Consider the following 14,716-nt stretch of genomic DNA (forward strand, 5'->3'; position numbering starts at 1 on the left):
GCGAGGGAGGTCAGCAGCAGCGGCAGGGCGGCCACCGCGGCGAAGGCGGTACGGCGGCGCGTGGTGCGGGGTGTGGCAGGCACGGGAGGTGTTCCTCTCGGAGGCCCGGGGGTGCGTACGTGCGGATCAGCGGTCCGGATACGCGGCCGGGCGGGCTTTTCGTCTTCGGCGGTGCGGGGCGCGCATGCGGTGCGCGTACGTCAGGCCGCACATCGGGCCACCCCGCCCTGGCCGCTGCCGAGGGCGCCGCTGCCCACGCGGCCGCCCTCCTTGGCGAACGTCGAGTAGATGTCGGGCATGGTCAGAAGTCCCAGCCCTCGTCGTCCTGCACGGCCTCCTCGCCACGGGAGGCGAAGGACTCGCCCGCCATGCCCGCCGCCAGGGTGGTGCCGTCGGCCGGGTCGATCAGGAGGAACGATCCGGTGCGTCGCGAGTCGGCGTACGCGTCCAGCGCCAGCGGCTCCGCGGTGCGCACGACGACCCGGCCGATGTCGTTGGCCACCAGCTGCCCCGGGTTCGGGTGCTGGGAGAGGTCGTCCAGCGTCAGCCGGGACGGGATCTCCTTCACGATCGCCTTGACCGTCCGCGTCGTGTGCTTGATCAGCACCCGGGCGCCCACGCTCAGCGGCTGGTCCGCCACGTGGCAGACCGTCGCCACGACGTCCTGCGTGGTGGCCGGCGCGCTCGCGGTCGGCGCGATCAGGTCGCCGCGCGAGATGTCGATGTCGTCCGCCAGCCGCAGCGTCACGGACTGCGGGGCCCAGGCGATGTCCACGCTCTCACCGAGCGCGTCGATGCCCGCGATCACGCTGGTCCGGCCCGACGGCAGCACGGTGACGGCCTCGCCCACGCGCAGCACGCCGGAGGCGATCTGGCCCGCGTAGCCGCGGTAGTCCGGGTGCTCGGCGGTCTGCGGCCGGATCACGTACTGCACCGGGAACCGGGCCGGGCAGGACGCCAGGTCGTGGCTGACCGGGACGGTCTCCAGGTGCTCCAGCACCGTCGGGCCGCCGTACCAGTCCATGTTGGCGGACGGGTCCACCACGTTGTCGCCGGCCAGCGCCGAGATCGGGATCGCGGTGATCTCCGGGACGCCCAGCTCGGTGGCGTACGAGGTGAACTCCTCGGCGATCTCCGCGAAGACCTCCTCCCGGTAGTCCACCAGGTCCATCTTGTTGACGGCCAGGACCACGTGCGGCACGCGCAGCAGGGCGGCCACCGCCGCGTGCCGGCGGGTCTGCTCGACCACGCCGTTGCGGGCGTCGACCAGGACCACGGCCAGCTCGGCGGTCGAGGCGCCGGTGACCATGTTCCGGGTGTACTGCACGTGCCCCGGCGTGTCGGCCAGGATGAACCGGCGGCGCGCGGTGGCGAAGTAGCGGTACGCCACGTCGATCGTGATGCCCTGCTCCCGCTCGGCCCGCAGGCCGTCGGTCAGCAGCGCCAGGTCGGGGGCGTCCTGGCCGCGGTCGGCGGACACCCGCTCCACGGCCTCCAGCTGGTCCTCCAGGACCGACTTGGAGTCGTGCAGCAGACGGCCGACCAGGGTGGACTTGCCGTCGTCGACGGAACCCGCGGTGGCGAAGCGCAGCAGCGTGGTCGTGCTGAGCTGCTCGGTGGTGCTGGTCATGGCTAGAAGTACCCTTCGCGCTTGCGGTCTTCCATCGCGGCCTCGGACAGCTTGTCGTCGGCGCGGGTCGCGCCCCGCTCGGTGAGGCGGGAGACGGCGATCTCGGCGATCACCGCGTCGAGCGTGGTGGCGTCGGAGTCGACGGCGCCGGTGCAGGACATGTCGCCGACGGTGCGGTAGCGGATGAGCCGCTTCTCCACCGTCTCGGTGTCCTTCGGGCCGCCCCACTCGCCGGCCGTGAGCCACATGCCGTTGCGCAGGAACACGTCCCGCTCGTGGGCGAAGTAGATCTCCGGCAGCTCGATGCCCTCGCGGTCGATGTACTGCCACACGTCCAGCTCGGTCCAGTTGGACAGCGGGAAGACGCGGACGTGCTCGCCGGGGGCGTGCCGGCCGTTGTAGAGCTGCCACAGCTCGGGGCGCTGGCGGCGCGGGTCCCACTGGGAGAACTCGTCGCGCAGCGAGAACACCCGCTCCTTGGCACGGGCCTTCTCCTCGTCGCGGCGGCCGCCGCCGAACACCGCGTCGAACTTCAGCTGCTGGATCGCCTCGGTCAGCGGGACGGTCTGCAGCGGGTTGCGGGTGCCGTCCGGGCGCTCCTTGAGCTTCCCGGCGTCGATGTACTCCTGCACCGAGGCCACGTGCAGCCGCAGGCCGTGCTCGGCCACGGTGCGGTCGCGGTACTCGATGACCTCGGGGAAGTTGTGGCCCGTGTCGACGTGCAGCAGTGCGAAGGGCACCGGAGCCGGCGCGAACGCCTTCAGCGCCAGGTGCAGCATGACGATCGAGTCCTTGCCGCCGGAGAACAGGATCACCGGCTTCTCGAACTCGCCCGCCACCTCGCGGAAGATGTGCACCGCCTCGGACTCGAGGGCGTCGAGGTGCGACAGCGCGTACGGCGCGTCCGCGTCGGCGGCGGTGTCATGCAAGTGCGCGGCGGTGGTCATGCTGCGTTCCCTTCGTTCGCTTCTCCGCCCGCGCGGCGCGCAGCTGCGGCTTTCGTGGTCGTCTGCGGCCCGGTGGCCGCGCGTGCGTCGCTCACGCGAGCCCTTTCTCAGCAAGCAGCGCGAACAGAGACGCCGCGGACTCCTGGACGGTCTGGGTGTGGGACTCGATGCGCAGGTCCGGGGACTGCGGCGCCTCGTACGGGTCGTCCACCCCGGTGAGGCCGGAGATCTGGCCCGCGGCCTGCTTGGCGTAGAGGCCCTTGACGTCGCGCTCGGAGCACACCTCGACCGGGGTGGCCACGTGCACTTCGAGGTAGCCGGTGCCGGCGGCGGCGTGCCGCTCGCGGACCGCCTCGCGGCTGTCGGCGTACGGGGCGATCACCGGGACGAGCGCCTTGACGCCGTTGCTCGCGAGGAGTTCGGCGACGAAGCCGATCCGCTGCACGTTGGTGTGGCGGTCCTCGCGGGTGAAGCCCAGCCCGGCGGAGAGGAACTCGCGGATCTCGTCGCCGTCGAGGACCTCCACCCGGTGGCCCTCGGCACGCAGCCGCTCGGCCAGCGCGTACGCGATGGTGGTCTTGCCGGCGCTCGGCAGACCGGTCAGCCACACCGTGGCCCCCTGGCCGGTCACGCTCATCTGGTTCTCCGTGGTGTCCGTAACGTCGGTCGTCATCAGCCGTGCAGCCCGCATTCGGTCTTGGTCCGGCCCGCCCAGCGGCCGGCCCGGGCGTCCTCGCCCGCCGCCACCCGGCGGGTGCAGGGGGCGCAGCCGACGGAGGCGTAGCCGTCCATGAGCAGCGGGTTGGTCAGGACGCCGTGCTCGGCCACATAGGCCTCGACGTCGTCCTGGGTCCAGCGGGCGATCGGCGAGATCTTGACCTTCTGCCGCTTCTCGTCCCAGCCGACCACCGGTGTGTTCGCCCGGGTCGGGGACTCGTCGCGGCGCAGGCCGGTGGCCCAGGCGTCGTAGCCGGCCAGGCCGTCTTCGAGGGGCTTGACCTTGCGCAGGGCGCAGCACAGGTCCGGGTCCCGGTCGTGCAGCTTCGGGCCGTACTCGGTGTCCTGCTCGGCGACGGTCTGCCGCGGGGTGAGGGTGATGACGTTGACGTCCATCACGGCCTCGACCGCGTCCCGGGTGCCGATGGTCTCCTCGAAGTGGTAGCCGGTGTCGAGGAAGACCACGTCCACGCCGGGGAAGGCCCGGGAGGCGAGGTGGGCGACCACGGCGTCCTCCATGGAGGAGGTCACGCAGAACTTCGCGCCGAAGGTGTCGGCGGCCCACTTCAGGATCTCCAGCGGGGCGGCGTCCTCCAGGTCGCGGCCCGCCTGCTCGGCCGTCCCCCGGAGTCCGGACTTCTGCTGAGGGCTCGTCATATCTCTTCCCCTCCGGTGCCGTTGGACTGAAAACCGCGGGCCAGCAGCCCGAGGTACTTCAGCTGGAAGGCCCGGTTGCAGGCCCGGCATTCCCAGGCGCCGTGGCCCTGCTCGCTCGGGAACAGGTCCTCGTCGCCGCAGTACGGGCAGTAGAACGGGGCGGCGCGCTCGCTCATGACAGGGCCTCGTCGCTGGCACGGCCGACCCAGGTGGCGAACCGCTCGCCGTCCTCGCGCTCGGCCTCGAAGCGCCGCACGACCCGCTCGACGTAGTCGGGCAGCCCCTCGGAGGTGACCTTCAGGCCGCGGACCTTGCGGCCGAAGCCGGCCTCCAGGCCCAGGGCGCCGCCCAGGTGCACCTGGAAGCCCTCCACCTGGTTGCCGTCGTCGTCCAGGACCAGCTGGCCCTTGAGGCCGATGTCGGCGACCTGGATGCGGGCGCAGGCGTTCGGGCAGCCGTTGATGTTGATGGTGAGCGGCTGGTCGAACTCCGGCAGGCGGCGCTCCAGCTCCTCGATGAGGGTCTGGCCGCGGCCCTTGGTGTCGACGATCGCGAGCTTGCAGAACTCGATGCCTGTGCAGGCCATCGTGCCGCGCCGGAACGGGGACGGATTGACCCGCAGGTCCAGCGACTCCAGGGCGGCGACCAGCGACTCGACCTGCGGCTCCTCGACGTCGAGCACGATCATCTTCTGCTCGGCGGTGGTGCGCACCCGGCCGGAGCCGTGCTGCTCGGCGATGTCCGCGATCTTGGTGAGCGTGGTGCCGTCCACCCGGCCGACGCGCGGCGCGAAGCCGACGTAGAAGCGGCCGTCCTTCTGGCGGTGCACGCCGACGTGGTCGCGCCAGGTCTGGACGGGCTGCTCGGGCGCGGGGCCGTCGGCCAGCTTCCGGCCGAGGTACTCGTCCTCCAGGACCCGGCGGAACTTCTCCGGGCCCCAGTCGGCGACGAGGAACTTCAGGCGGGCGCGGTTGCGCAGCCGGCGGTAGCCGTAGTCGCGGAAGACCGAGATGACGCCGGTGTAGACGTCCGGGACCTCCTCCAGGGAGACCCAGGCGCCGAGGCGGACGCCCAGCTTGGGGTTGGTGGAGAGGCCGCCGCCGACCCAGACGTCGAAGCCGGGGCCGTGCTCGGGGTGGTCGACGCCCACGAACGCCATGTCGTTGATCTCGTGCGCCACGTCGAGGAGCGGCGAGCCGGAGACCGCGGACTTGAACTTGCGGGGCAGGTTGGAGAAGTCCTTGTTGCCGACGATCCGGCGGTAGATCTCGTCGATGGCGGGCGTGCCGTCGATGATCTCGTCCTCGGCGATGCCGGCGACCGGCGAGCCGAGGACGACGCGCGGGGTGTCGCCGCAGGCCTCGGTGGTCGACAGGCCGACCGCCTCCAGGCGGTTCCAGATCTCCGGGACGTCCTCGATGCGGATCCAGTGGTACTGCACGTTCTGGCGGTCCGTGATGTCGGCGGTGCCGCGGGCGAACTCCTCGGAGATCTCGCCGATCACGCGCAGCTGCTCGGTGGTCAGCCGCCCGCCGTCGATGCGGACGCGGAGCATGAAGAACTCGTCGTCCAGCTCCTCGGGCTCCAGGATCGCGGTCTTGCCGCCGTCGATCCCGGGCCGGCGCTGCGTGTACAGGCCCCACCAGCGCATGCGTCCGCGCAGGTCGTTGGGGTCGATCGAGTCGAAACCGGCCTTGGAGTAGATCGTCTCAATGCGTGTCCGCACATTGAGACCGTCGTCGTCCTTCTTGAACTGCTCGTTTCCGTTGAGGGGCGTGAAGTGGCCTACGGCCCACTGGCCTTCGCCGCGGTGACGCGTGGTCTTGCGGCGCGTTGCAGCGGTCGGCTTCTCGGGGATGGCGGCCATGGCAATACGTCCTTCGGTGGCGGCTCAAGGCAGGGGCGGGGGAGTGCTGAGACAACCCCTGTACTGCGGTGACCTGCGAAGATGTGCTTGCAGGTGCGGCAAAGCGAGGCCCCCCGGCGGTGTGCGGGGCAGCTTGCGGCCTCAGGGGTTCGACGCGTCCGCGACGGCGGGGACGGCGAGGTGTGTGGCGGTGCTGGTTCCGTCAGCGCACGCGACAGATGGCGCTGGCCATGCGGCCGAGGTCGACGTGCCGCCGACTCACCAAGGCAATTCCAGCTCCATTCATGCCCGAAGCGTGGCATGCGGGTCTTGGAGGAGTCCACTAGTGTCCATCATGCGGACCAAAGCGTCTCGATGTGTGGGACGCTGTGGCGTGGGTCACTTTCCGTGGCGGCCGGGACGGCCGTGGCGTACGGGCGTTACGGGCGATTCCCGCCGGCCGGCGGAAGAGGGCGCGGGGCGGGGCCGGGCGGGGCCGGGCCGGCGCAGCCCGGGCCCGCGCCGCCCCGCCGCGCGGGGGCGTACGCCAGGAGGACGTCAGGCCCCGGGCCAGGGTCCCGGCGTCGGCGGCTGCGTCTTCTCCTCGGTCTCGGTCCGGAACACCCGGAAGCCCCGCCGCAGGTAGTTGTCCATCGCCGTCGGCCCGTCCCAGCTGCACGTGTGCAGCCAGACCCGCTTCGTCGGCTCCCGGTCCGGCCAGCGCTCCGCCAGGTCCCAGGCCCGCGCCGTGCCCACCGACAGCAGGTGCCCGCCGATCCGGCGGCCCCGGAACGCCGGCAGCAGCCCGAAGTACACGATCTCCACCGCGCCCTCCGGCTGCGCCTCCAGCTCGACGTACCCCGCCGGGGTGCCCCGGTCGTACGCCACCCACGTCTCCACCCCGGGCCGCTCCAGGTGCTCCCGCCACTGGGCGTACGTCAGCCCCAGCCGGTCCGTCCAGTGGATGTCGCCCCCCACCGACGCGTAGAGGAAGCGGCTGAACTCCGGCGAGGGGACCGCGGCCCGCTCGATCCGGATGTCGTCGCCGTCCGGCTCGACGGCGGGCCGCAGGTCCGCCGGCGAGGTCTGCTCCAGCGACCAGGTGGTGAGATCGGTGTCCATACCCGTCAGGGAATCACGACTCGCCGCCGCGCCCCAAGCGGGCCCTGATCACCGACGGCGCCTGCGAGTGCGGCAGCAGCTCCGCCGCCTCCCGCGGCACCCTGACCTCGACCTCCACCCCGTCCGCGAACCGGTACGGCCGGTGCGCCAGCACCCCCGCCAGATGCCGCCGGACCCGCGACAGCTCCGCCCGTACCGTCACCGTCCGGCCCGGGTCCCCGAACACCTCGGCGGCCAGCTGCGCCGCCGTCCGCCCGCCGGGGTGCTCGGCCAGCAGGAACAGCAGCTCCGCATGGCGCGGGCTCAGCTCCTGCCCCCAGCTGCCGGCCGCCCCGTGCACCGCGACCGACCAGCGGCGCGGCCCGGACAGGTCCAGCACCACCCGGCCCGCCACCGCCGCGGCGCCCGCCCCGTCCACCCGTATCAGCCAGCCGCCCGGCAGCGGCTCCGCCGTGCAGTGCCCCAGGTTCGGCAGCCACACCGGACCGGCGGCCATCTCCTTCGGCAGCGGCACGCGCTCCACCGGCGCCAGGCCCGCCACCGCCGCCGTCCAGCCGTGCGGGTCCACCACCAGCGCCCGCCCCGGCAGCCGCGCCAGCAGCGGCGCCGCCACCGCCCGCAGCCCGCCCAGCGCACCCAGGTGCCGGATCCGCAGCTCGCTCTCCGCCAGCCGGGCCACCGACGACACCCACGACAGCGTCGCCGGGTGCATCGTCGCCAGCGGGCCGCTCACGTCGATCACCCCGAGCAGACGTCCGTCCCGCGGATCGTGCACCGGGGCCCCCGCACAGGTCCACTCGTGGTGGCTGGAGACGAAGTGCTCCGCCGAGAACACCTGCACCGGCCGCCGGGTCACCAGCGCCGTCCCCACCCCGTTGGTGCCCACCACCGACTCGTCCCAGTGGGCCCCCACCTCGAACCCCAGCCGGTCCGCCTTCCGCAGGATCGACGCGTGCCCCTCCCGCCACAGCAGCCGCCCGTCGGCATCCGCGACCACCATGATGTGCAGGGCCTCGTCCAGTGCCGGCAGCAGCCCCTCCCGCAGCACCGGCAGCACCTCCCGCAGCGGCGACTCCCGCCGCCGCTGCTCGGTCTCCGCCACCGACAGCGTCCGCGACCGGGCGTCCACGTCCGGATGCACCCCGCCCGCCAGCATCCGCCGCCACGAGGCCGCGATCTCCGGCCGCGGTGCCGCGGGCGGCCGCCGGCCCGACAGCGCCGCCTCCCGCACCCCCTTCAGCAGACGCGCCGCCTGCCGGGTGTCCATGGCCGAAAGCTGTGTCAGGCCGAGCATGGAACTGGTCACCGGATCCTCCCCGTACGAACCGGACGTGCCGTGCCGCCGGACCCTCCCACCGGCCGGTGCCACACCCCTGGCACCACCGCGGGACGGAACCGGCCCCGACAAGTGCAACGCCTTGCAACCCTCGCCGACTCCCGGTCCGCCGACCGAAACTGTGCGGGCGCCGCACAGCGGCGCGCAGCTCCTCCTCGGGGCTCTCTGCGGCAGGGGTGGTGCCGAGTCGGCGCGGCGCCACCTCCGTCCGCACCGGGCCCGGATCCGGGGCCGCGGCGGTTGGGGCCGCCGTCAGCCAGGGATCCGCGCCCGCTCCACCACTGCCCCCAGGCCGAGCGTGTGCGGCAGCGTACCGAAGGCGCCGCCCCAGTCCCCGCCCAGCCGCGAGGCACAGAACGCGTCGGCCACCTCGGGCGGCGCCCAGCGCACCAGCAGCGCCCCCTGGAGCACCAGCGCCAGCCGCTCCACCACCCGCCGGGCGCGCGCCTCGATCCCCTCCAGGTCGGCGAGCTCCGCCAGCAGGTCCCGGATCGCCCGGTCCAGCCGGTGGTCGGCGCCCCTGGCCCGCCCCACCTCCTGCAGGTACGCGTGCAGCGCCATCGGCTCCCGCTGCAGCGCCCGCAGCGCATCCAGGGCCTGCACGTTGCCCGAGCCCTCCCAGATCGAGTTCACCGGCGACTCGCGCAGCAGCCGCGGCAGGCCCGACTCCTCCACGTACCCGTTGCCGCCCAGGCACTCCAGCGCCTCCGCCACCATCGGCGTGCACCGCTTCGTCACCCAGTACTTCGCCGCCGGCACCGCGAGCCGCAGGAAGGCCCGCTCCTCCGCCGTGTCCGCGTCGCAGGCCGCCGCCAGCCGCAGCATCAGCACGGTCGCCGCCTCCGACTCCACCGCAAGGTCCGCCAGCACGTTGCGCATCAGCGGCTTGTCGGCCAGCTTCCCGCCGAACGCACTGCGGTACGAGGTGTGGTGCACCGCCTGGGTCAGCGCCTGCCGCATCACCGCCGCCGAACCCGCCACGCAGTCCAGCCGGGTCGCCGCCACCATCTCGACGATGGTCCGCACCCCGCGGCCCTCCTCGCCGACCCGCTGCGCCCACGTACCGTCGAACTCCACCTCGGCCGACGCGTTCGACCGGTTGCCCAGCTTGTCCTTCAGCCGCTGGAGCAGGAACACGTTGCGGCTGCCGTCCGGCAGCACCCGCGGCACCAGGAAGCAGGTCGGCCGCCCCTCCCCGGTCCCGCCCGGGCCCACCGCCTGCGCCAGCACCAGGAACGCGTCCGACATCGGCGCCGAGCAGAACCACTTGTGACCCGTCAGCAGGTACTCGCCCGGCGCGTCCAGCGGCACCGCCCGCGTGGTGTTCGCCCGGACGTCGCTGCCGCCCTGCTTCTCGGTCATCGCCATCCCGAACAGCACCCCGGACTTCTGTGCGGGCGGCCGCAGCCCCTGTTCGTACACGTGCGACGTGAGCAGCGGCTCCCAGCGCGCCGCCAGCTCCGGATCGGCGCGCAGGGCGGGCACCGCCGCGTGGGTCATCGACACCGGGCAGCCGTGCCCGGCCTCGGCCTGCGACCACACGAAGAACCCGGCGGCGCGCCGCAGGTGGCCGTACTCGCGGCCCCACGCGTCGGTCAGCCCCGAGGACACCGCCTTGCCCAGCAGCCGGTGCCAGGCCGGGTGGAATTCCACTTCGTCGATGCGGTGCCCGTACCGGTCGTGCGTCCGCAGCTCCGGCGGGTGTGCGTTGGCGAGCGCCGCCCACTCCTGGACCTGGGCCGAGCCGGCGGCGTGGCCGAGCAGGCCGAGCTCTGCGGCCGATTCCGCTTGTACCTCGGCGGGTGCCCCGGCCAGATGCCGGGCCATGCCCTCGACGAGGACCCGGTCGTCGCCGTACACGTTGTGACCCGCCAGCGGCGGGGCCTGGTTGCTCACGGTATGGGTGGTGGCTGCCATGCCGATACGGTAAAGACGTGCAGCCAGCAAATGAAACACCCGAGCGTCCCCCCGGCATGCTCCACCGGGCCCGCTCCCTGTACCGCAACGTCTCGAAGCGCAAGATGGCCTGGCTGCTGCTCAAGGACACCGTCAACTCGTGCATCGAGTACCGGATCCTGGGCCTCGCCGCCGAGGCCGCCTTCTTCACCCTGCTGTCGCTGCCGCCGCTCTTCCTCGGCCTGCTCGGCCTCCTCGGCTACGTGGACAACTGGACCGACACCACCACCGTCGCCAGCATCGAGGAGAACATCCTGCGCGCGGTCGGCACCGTGCTCTCCGACCGCGGCGTCAACGACATCGCCAAGCCGCTCCTCGACGACGTCACCAGGCGCGGCCGCCCCGACATCATCTCCCTCGGCTTCGCGTTCGCCCTGTGGTCCGGCTCGCGCGCCGTCAACGTCTTCATCGACACCATCACCGTCATGTACGGGCTCGACGGGCAGCGCGGCATCGTCAAGACCCGGCTGCTGGCCTTCCTGCTGTACATCGTCGCCCTGCTGATCGGCGCTGTCGTGCTGCCGCTCATGGTGGCCGGGCCGGACGCCGTGGTCCGGCTGGTGCCCTGGGGGACCGAGGTGATCGCGGTGCTGTACTGGCCGACCGTCACCCTGCTGTCGATCGCCTTCCTCACCACCCTCTACCACGTGTCCGTGCCCGTGCGCTCGCCGTGGATCGAGGACGTGCCCGGGGCGCTGGTCGCCCTCGCCATGTGGGTGCTGGGCAGCTTCCTGCTGCGCCTCTACCTCACCAACACGGTCGAGGGCCCCACCATCTACGGCTCGCTGGCCGCGCCCGTCGCCGTCCTGCTGTGGATCGGCATCTCCGCCTTCGCCGTCCTCGTCGGTGCGGCCGTCAACGCGGCCATCGACCGGGTGTGGCCCTCGGTGGCCACCGCCGCCGCCCGCGAGGCCAACGAGCGGGTCCGCGAGGCCGAGGCCGCCCAGCTGGTCGCCCGCGCGGCCGCCTGGCGGGCCCTGGCCGAGGGCGAGTCCGAGGACGACGAGGACTCCGGCATGCCCTCCGAGTTCCCGGAGCGCTGGTCGAGGTTCCTGCCCCCGGACGACTACCAGTCGCGGCTCCGCAAGCACACGGAGCGGCACCCGCACTGAAGGGGAGGGCACCCGTTCAGCGGGGTGTACGCCGGTGCCCGGCCGGGCTCCGCGATTAATTCGGTGGCGCCCCGCGCGGCGCCCTCCGTACCATCCGAGACGCACGTCCCCGCGGACGGCGGTCCGGACCGACGGACCGCGCCGCGCGCACCGGAACCAGGAGGTGGGACTTCGATGACTGTCGCCACGCAGGGCACCGCCCGCATTCGAGCCTTCATCCCCGCTTCTTCCGTGGCTTCCGGCTGACACCGACCTGCGACACCCACCGCATCTCGCCGGGGCCGCCCTCCGAAGGGTTCCCCCTTGTCTCACGAGACGTTCGACCTCTCTGCTTCTGCTTCTGCTGCTTCCTCCGCCCCCTCCGACGCCCTCGCCCCCTACGGCTGGGACGCGCAGTGGGCTGCCGAGTTCGCCCCGTACGCCGCCCAGGGCCTGGTGCCCGGACGGGTGGTCCGGGTCGACCGCGGCCAGTGTGACGTGATCACGGCGGACGGGCCGGTCCGCGCCGACACCGCCTTCGTCACCCCGCACGACCCGCTGCGGGTCATCTGCACCGGCGACTGGGCGGCCGTCGATCCCGCCGGCAACCCGCGCTACGTCAAGGCGTACCTGCCGCGCCGTACCGCCTTCGTCCGCTCCACCTCCTCGAAGCGCTCCGAGGGCCAGGTCCTCGCGGCCAACGTGGACCACGCCGTCATCGCCGTGTCCCTGGCCGCCGAACTCGACCTGGGCCGCATCGAGCGCTTCCTCGCCCTCGCCTGGGAATCCGGGGCCCAGCCGATGGTCGTCCTGACCAAGTCGGACCTGGTGCCGGACCCGGCCGCCCTGTCGTACCTGGTCCAGGACGTCGAGCAGGCCGCGCCCGGCACGCAGGTCCTGCCCGTCTCCTCCCACAGCGGCGAGGGCATGGACGTGCTGGGCGCGATCCTGGGGGAGGGCACCAGCGTGCTGCTCGGCGTCTCCGGCGCCGGCAAGTCGACCCTGGCCAACGCCCTGCTCGGGGCGGACGCCATGGAGGTCCAGGAGATCCGCGAGGTCGACGGCAAGGGCCGGCACACCACGACCACCCGCAACCTGCTGCGGCTGCCGGGCGGCGGGGTCCTCATCGACACGCCCGGGCTGCGGGGGGTGGGGCTGTGGGACGCGGAGACCGGCGTCGGGCAGGTCTTCTCGGAGATCGAGGAGTACGCGGCGCAGTGCCGGTTCCACGACTGCGCGCACGAGGCGGAGCCGGGGTGCGCGGTGCTGGCCGCCCTGTCCTCCGGTGAACTGCCGGAGCGGCGCCTCGACAGCTACCGGAAGCTGCTGCGCGAGAACCAGCGCATCGTCGCCAAGACGGATGCGCGGCTCCGCGCGGAGATCCGCCGCGACTGGCGCCTCAAGTCGGCCGAAGGCCGCGCCAACCACGCCGCCAAACGAGGCCCCGTCCGCTGACCTCCGCCCCGCCGGCGCCCCAAGCGCCGGCGGGGCTTGAGGCGCCGTGCGGCCGGCAGTCGAAGTCCGGGCGGGGGAAAATCCAGCCCGTCCGGCGTTCGAGGACCGGGGTGCGGGGCGGAGCCCCGGGGCTTGGGCCTTGCCGGGTACGGAGGCGTGGGGGCCTCCGGGCAGGGGAACAACCACCCGCTCACCCCCACAGCACCGCCCCCAGCCACGCCCCGACCACCACCAGGCACCCGAACAGCTCCACCAGCACGCTCGTCCCCACCGCCCGCATCACCACCCGCGTCCCCGCCACCGCCTCCCCGTGTCCCCCCAGGCGCACCCGCTCACACAGATAGATCCCGCCCACGAACCCCGGCACCGCCCCCACCACCGGCAGCAGGAAGAACCCCAGCACCGCCCCCACCCCCGCGTAGACGGCCATCCGCCGGGTCACCCCGGTCCCCCGCAGCCGCCGCACCGGCAACTGCCACTTCACGACCTGCACCACCAGCAGCAGCCCGGTCGCCGACACGAGCAGCACCCACGCCAGCCCCGTCTTCTCGTGCAGCGACCACCACAGCAGGGCCGCCCACACCAGCAGCGTCCCCGGCACCCCCGGCACCATGACCCCCGCCACCCCGAGCAGCATGACGAGCCCCACCAGGAATTGCTGAGGCCCATCCACCACCCCAGCCTGACCCACGCCCCCACCCGCCGCGACTCCGACCGCCGTGGCAGCCCGCCCACTCCGCGGGCTCCGCCCCCCCGGCCCCGCCCCGCCCCAAGCGCCGGCGAGGCCGGAGTGGCCACGCCGGGCGATCCCGCCGGGCAGATCCAGCCCCGCCGGCGTTCGAGGCGCGGGGTCGGGGGCGGAGCCCCGAAGCCCGGCGCAGCCGGGGACTACCGGGCCACCCAGCCCCGCTCGTGAGCCTGCCAGCCCAACTGCAGCCGCGTCGTCACCCCGGTCACCTCCATCAGCCCCTTCACCCGGCGCTGAACCGTACGCAGCCCCAGATCCAGATGCTTCGCGACGCTCGCGTCCGTCATCCCCGCCAGCAGCAGCGACAGGATCTCCAGATCCGTCGCGTCCGGCGCCGGCGCGTCCTCCGCCACCACCCCCGCCGCCCCCAGCCGCAGCGGCAGCGCCTGCCGCCACACCGCCTCGAAGAGACCCATCAGGGACTCCAGCAGCCCGCTCGCGTGGACGACCAGCGCCGCCGGCTCCGCGTGCGCCCCGCGGGCCGTCAGCGGCACCATCGCCAGGCTGCGGTCCGCGATCACCAGCTTGGTCGGGACCTCGTCGACGACCCGTACCTGCTCGCCCCGGTTCAGCGCCGCCGACGCCTCCGTCAGCCCGTCCGGCAGCGACAGCACCTCCCGCTCGATCACCACCCGGAACTCCACCCCCCGGTGCGCGGCCTGCTCCTCCGCCTCGTTGTCCATCCCCGTGACCACCTGCGGCCGCCCGCTGACCAGCGCACACACCTCCTCCACGGCCCCCAGCTGGAGCTGCACGAAGCGGTGCGCCACCGCACTCGCCCCCGTGACCACCTCCACCAGGTCGTGCACCGCAGGCTCGGCGGCCTCCATCCGGTACTCCTCGGCCAGCAGCGCCGCCGCCAGCTCCGCCTGCTCCAGCTCGTGCCGCTGCTGCGTCAGCAGCGCCCCCAGCGCCACCCCCGGCGGCGCGGCCACCCACCGGCCCGGCCGGGCCGAGGACTGGGCCGCCAGCCCGTGCCGCTCCAGGTGCCGCAGCGCCCGCTCGGTCTGCCGCACCGGCAGCGTCAGCCGGTGCGCCAGATCCGGCACCTCCGCAGCCCCCAGCGCCACCAGAGCCCGGTAGGCCGACTCCTGCCCCTCGTCCAGCCCTATCGCACCCAACACCCGGACCACCCCATTCCGCACGTTCGCCTGGCGGGAAACGGCCACGGCGCAAACCCGCCGAGGACATCATCACCGCACCCCCCGCCC

The 14,716-nt window shown here is 73.2% G+C and carries 14 protein-coding genes; 2 read left to right on the top strand and 12 right to left on the bottom strand.

The annotated features are described in order from the left end of the window. Positions 1–301: 301 nt before the first annotated feature. The 10 genes from LG634_RS28575 to LG634_RS28615 form a co-directional block, all read right to left on the bottom strand. Positions 302–1,630 carry a sulfate adenylyltransferase subunit 1 gene (locus tag LG634_RS28575; protein ID WP_226737822.1) on the bottom strand — a complete coding sequence of 443 codons (1,329 nt, stop codon included), beginning with the start codon at positions 1,628–1,630 and terminating at the stop codon, positions 302–304. Between the two features lie 2 nt (positions 1,631–1,632). After that, positions 1,633–2,577, bottom strand: coding sequence for a sulfate adenylyltransferase subunit CysD (gene cysD / locus LG634_RS28580; RefSeq protein ID WP_226737824.1), 945 nt, complete (start codon positions 2,575–2,577; stop codon positions 1,633–1,635). Positions 2,578–2,668: 91 nt separating this feature from the next. Next, complete coding sequence (gene cysC, locus LG634_RS28585) at positions 2,669–3,214, bottom strand: adenylyl-sulfate kinase (protein WP_226737886.1); 546 nt, start codon at positions 3,212–3,214, stop codon at positions 2,669–2,671. Between the two features lie 35 nt (positions 3,215–3,249). Continuing rightward, positions 3,250–3,951, bottom strand: a complete 702-nt coding sequence (locus LG634_RS28590; protein ID WP_226737826.1) for a phosphoadenylyl-sulfate reductase — start codon at positions 3,949–3,951, stop codon at positions 3,250–3,252. Continuing rightward, a complete protein-coding gene (locus LG634_RS28595) occupies positions 3,948–4,127 on the bottom strand; it encodes a DpnI domain-containing protein (RefSeq protein WP_226737828.1) in 180 nt (59 codons plus the stop codon). The genes LG634_RS28590 and LG634_RS28595 overlap by 4 nt, the downstream gene beginning before the upstream one ends. Beyond that, complete coding sequence (locus LG634_RS28600; protein ID WP_226737830.1) at positions 4,124–5,818, bottom strand: nitrite/sulfite reductase; 1,695 nt, start codon at positions 5,816–5,818, stop codon at positions 4,124–4,126. The genes LG634_RS28595 and LG634_RS28600 overlap by 4 nt, the downstream gene beginning before the upstream one ends. A gap of 202 nt (positions 5,819–6,020) precedes the next feature. After that, positions 6,021–6,104: a putative leader peptide gene (locus LG634_RS38515; protein WP_372482511.1), complete on the bottom strand. Its 84-nt coding sequence runs from the start codon at positions 6,102–6,104 to the stop codon at positions 6,021–6,023. A 251-nt stretch (positions 6,105–6,355) separates the two neighbouring features. Next, a complete protein-coding gene (locus LG634_RS28605; protein ID WP_226737832.1) occupies positions 6,356–6,919 on the bottom strand; it encodes a GNAT family N-acetyltransferase in 564 nt (187 codons plus the stop codon). Positions 6,920–6,932: 13 nt separating this feature from the next. Then, positions 6,933–8,225, bottom strand: a complete 1,293-nt coding sequence (locus LG634_RS28610) for a helix-turn-helix domain-containing protein (protein ID WP_372482509.1) — start codon at positions 8,223–8,225, stop codon at positions 6,933–6,935. 282 nt (positions 8,226–8,507) lie between these two features. Beyond that, on the bottom strand, positions 8,508–10,172 hold the full coding sequence (locus LG634_RS28615) for an acyl-CoA dehydrogenase family protein (protein WP_226737834.1): 1,665 nt from the start codon (positions 10,170–10,172) through the stop codon (positions 8,508–8,510). Positions 10,173–10,189: 17 nt separating this feature from the next. Here LG634_RS28615 and LG634_RS28620 point away from each other — a divergent pair, with 17 nt between their 5' ends. Together LG634_RS28620 and rsgA are read left to right on the top strand one after the other, a co-directional pair. Continuing rightward, positions 10,190–11,323 carry a YihY/virulence factor BrkB family protein gene (locus LG634_RS28620; protein ID WP_226737836.1) on the top strand — a complete coding sequence of 378 codons (1,134 nt, stop codon included), beginning with the start codon at positions 10,190–10,192 and terminating at the stop codon, positions 11,321–11,323. 303 nt (positions 11,324–11,626) lie between these two features. Next, a complete protein-coding gene (rsgA, locus tag LG634_RS28625; RefSeq protein WP_226737838.1) occupies positions 11,627–12,757 on the top strand; it encodes a ribosome small subunit-dependent GTPase A in 1,131 nt (376 codons plus the stop codon). Positions 12,758–12,947: 190 nt separating this feature from the next. On the opposite strand, the gene LG634_RS28630 is transcribed toward rsgA, so the two are convergent. Beyond that, entirely contained in the window at positions 12,948–13,430 is a 483-nt protein-coding gene (locus LG634_RS28630; RefSeq protein ID WP_504967655.1) for a DUF456 domain-containing protein, read from the bottom strand. Between the two features lie 215 nt (positions 13,431–13,645). Continuing rightward, positions 13,646–14,629, bottom strand: coding sequence for a helix-turn-helix domain-containing protein (locus LG634_RS28635; protein WP_226737839.1), 984 nt, complete (start codon positions 14,627–14,629; stop codon positions 13,646–13,648). Positions 14,630–14,716 lie beyond the last annotated feature (87 nt).

This window comes from Streptomyces bambusae, assembly GCF_020532645.1.
Classification (GTDB): domain Bacteria; phylum Actinomycetota; class Actinomycetes; order Streptomycetales; family Streptomycetaceae; genus Streptomyces; species Streptomyces bambusae.

Excerpts from the sequence above, each read along its gene's own strand:
- LG634_RS28575 (WP_226737822.1), bottom strand. The coding sequence starts at position 1,630 with ATGACCAGCACCACCGAGCAGCTCAGCACGACCACGCTGCTGCGCTTC.
- LG634_RS28605 (WP_226737832.1), bottom strand. The coding sequence starts at position 6,919 with ATGGACACCGATCTCACCACCTGGTCGCTGGAGCAGACCTCGCCGGCG.
- cysC (WP_226737886.1), bottom strand. The coding sequence starts at position 3,214 with ATGAGCGTGACCGGCCAGGGGGCCACGGTGTGGCTGACCGGTCTGCCG.
- LG634_RS28590 (WP_226737826.1), bottom strand. The coding sequence starts at position 3,951 with ATGACGAGCCCTCAGCAGAAGTCCGGACTCCGGGGGACGGCCGAGCAG.
- LG634_RS28595 (WP_226737828.1), bottom strand. The coding sequence starts at position 4,127 with ATGAGCGAGCGCGCCGCCCCGTTCTACTGCCCGTACTGCGGCGACGAG.
- LG634_RS28615 (WP_226737834.1), bottom strand. The coding sequence starts at position 10,172 with ATGGCAGCCACCACCCATACCGTGAGCAACCAGGCCCCGCCGCTGGCG.
- LG634_RS38515 (WP_372482511.1), bottom strand. The coding sequence starts at position 6,104 with ATGAATGGAGCTGGAATTGCCTTGGTGAGTCGGCGGCACGTCGACCTC.
- LG634_RS28600 (WP_226737830.1), bottom strand. The coding sequence starts at position 5,818 with ATGGCCGCCATCCCCGAGAAGCCGACCGCTGCAACGCGCCGCAAGACC.
- cysD (WP_226737824.1), bottom strand. The coding sequence starts at position 2,577 with ATGACCACCGCCGCGCACTTGCATGACACCGCCGCCGACGCGGACGCG.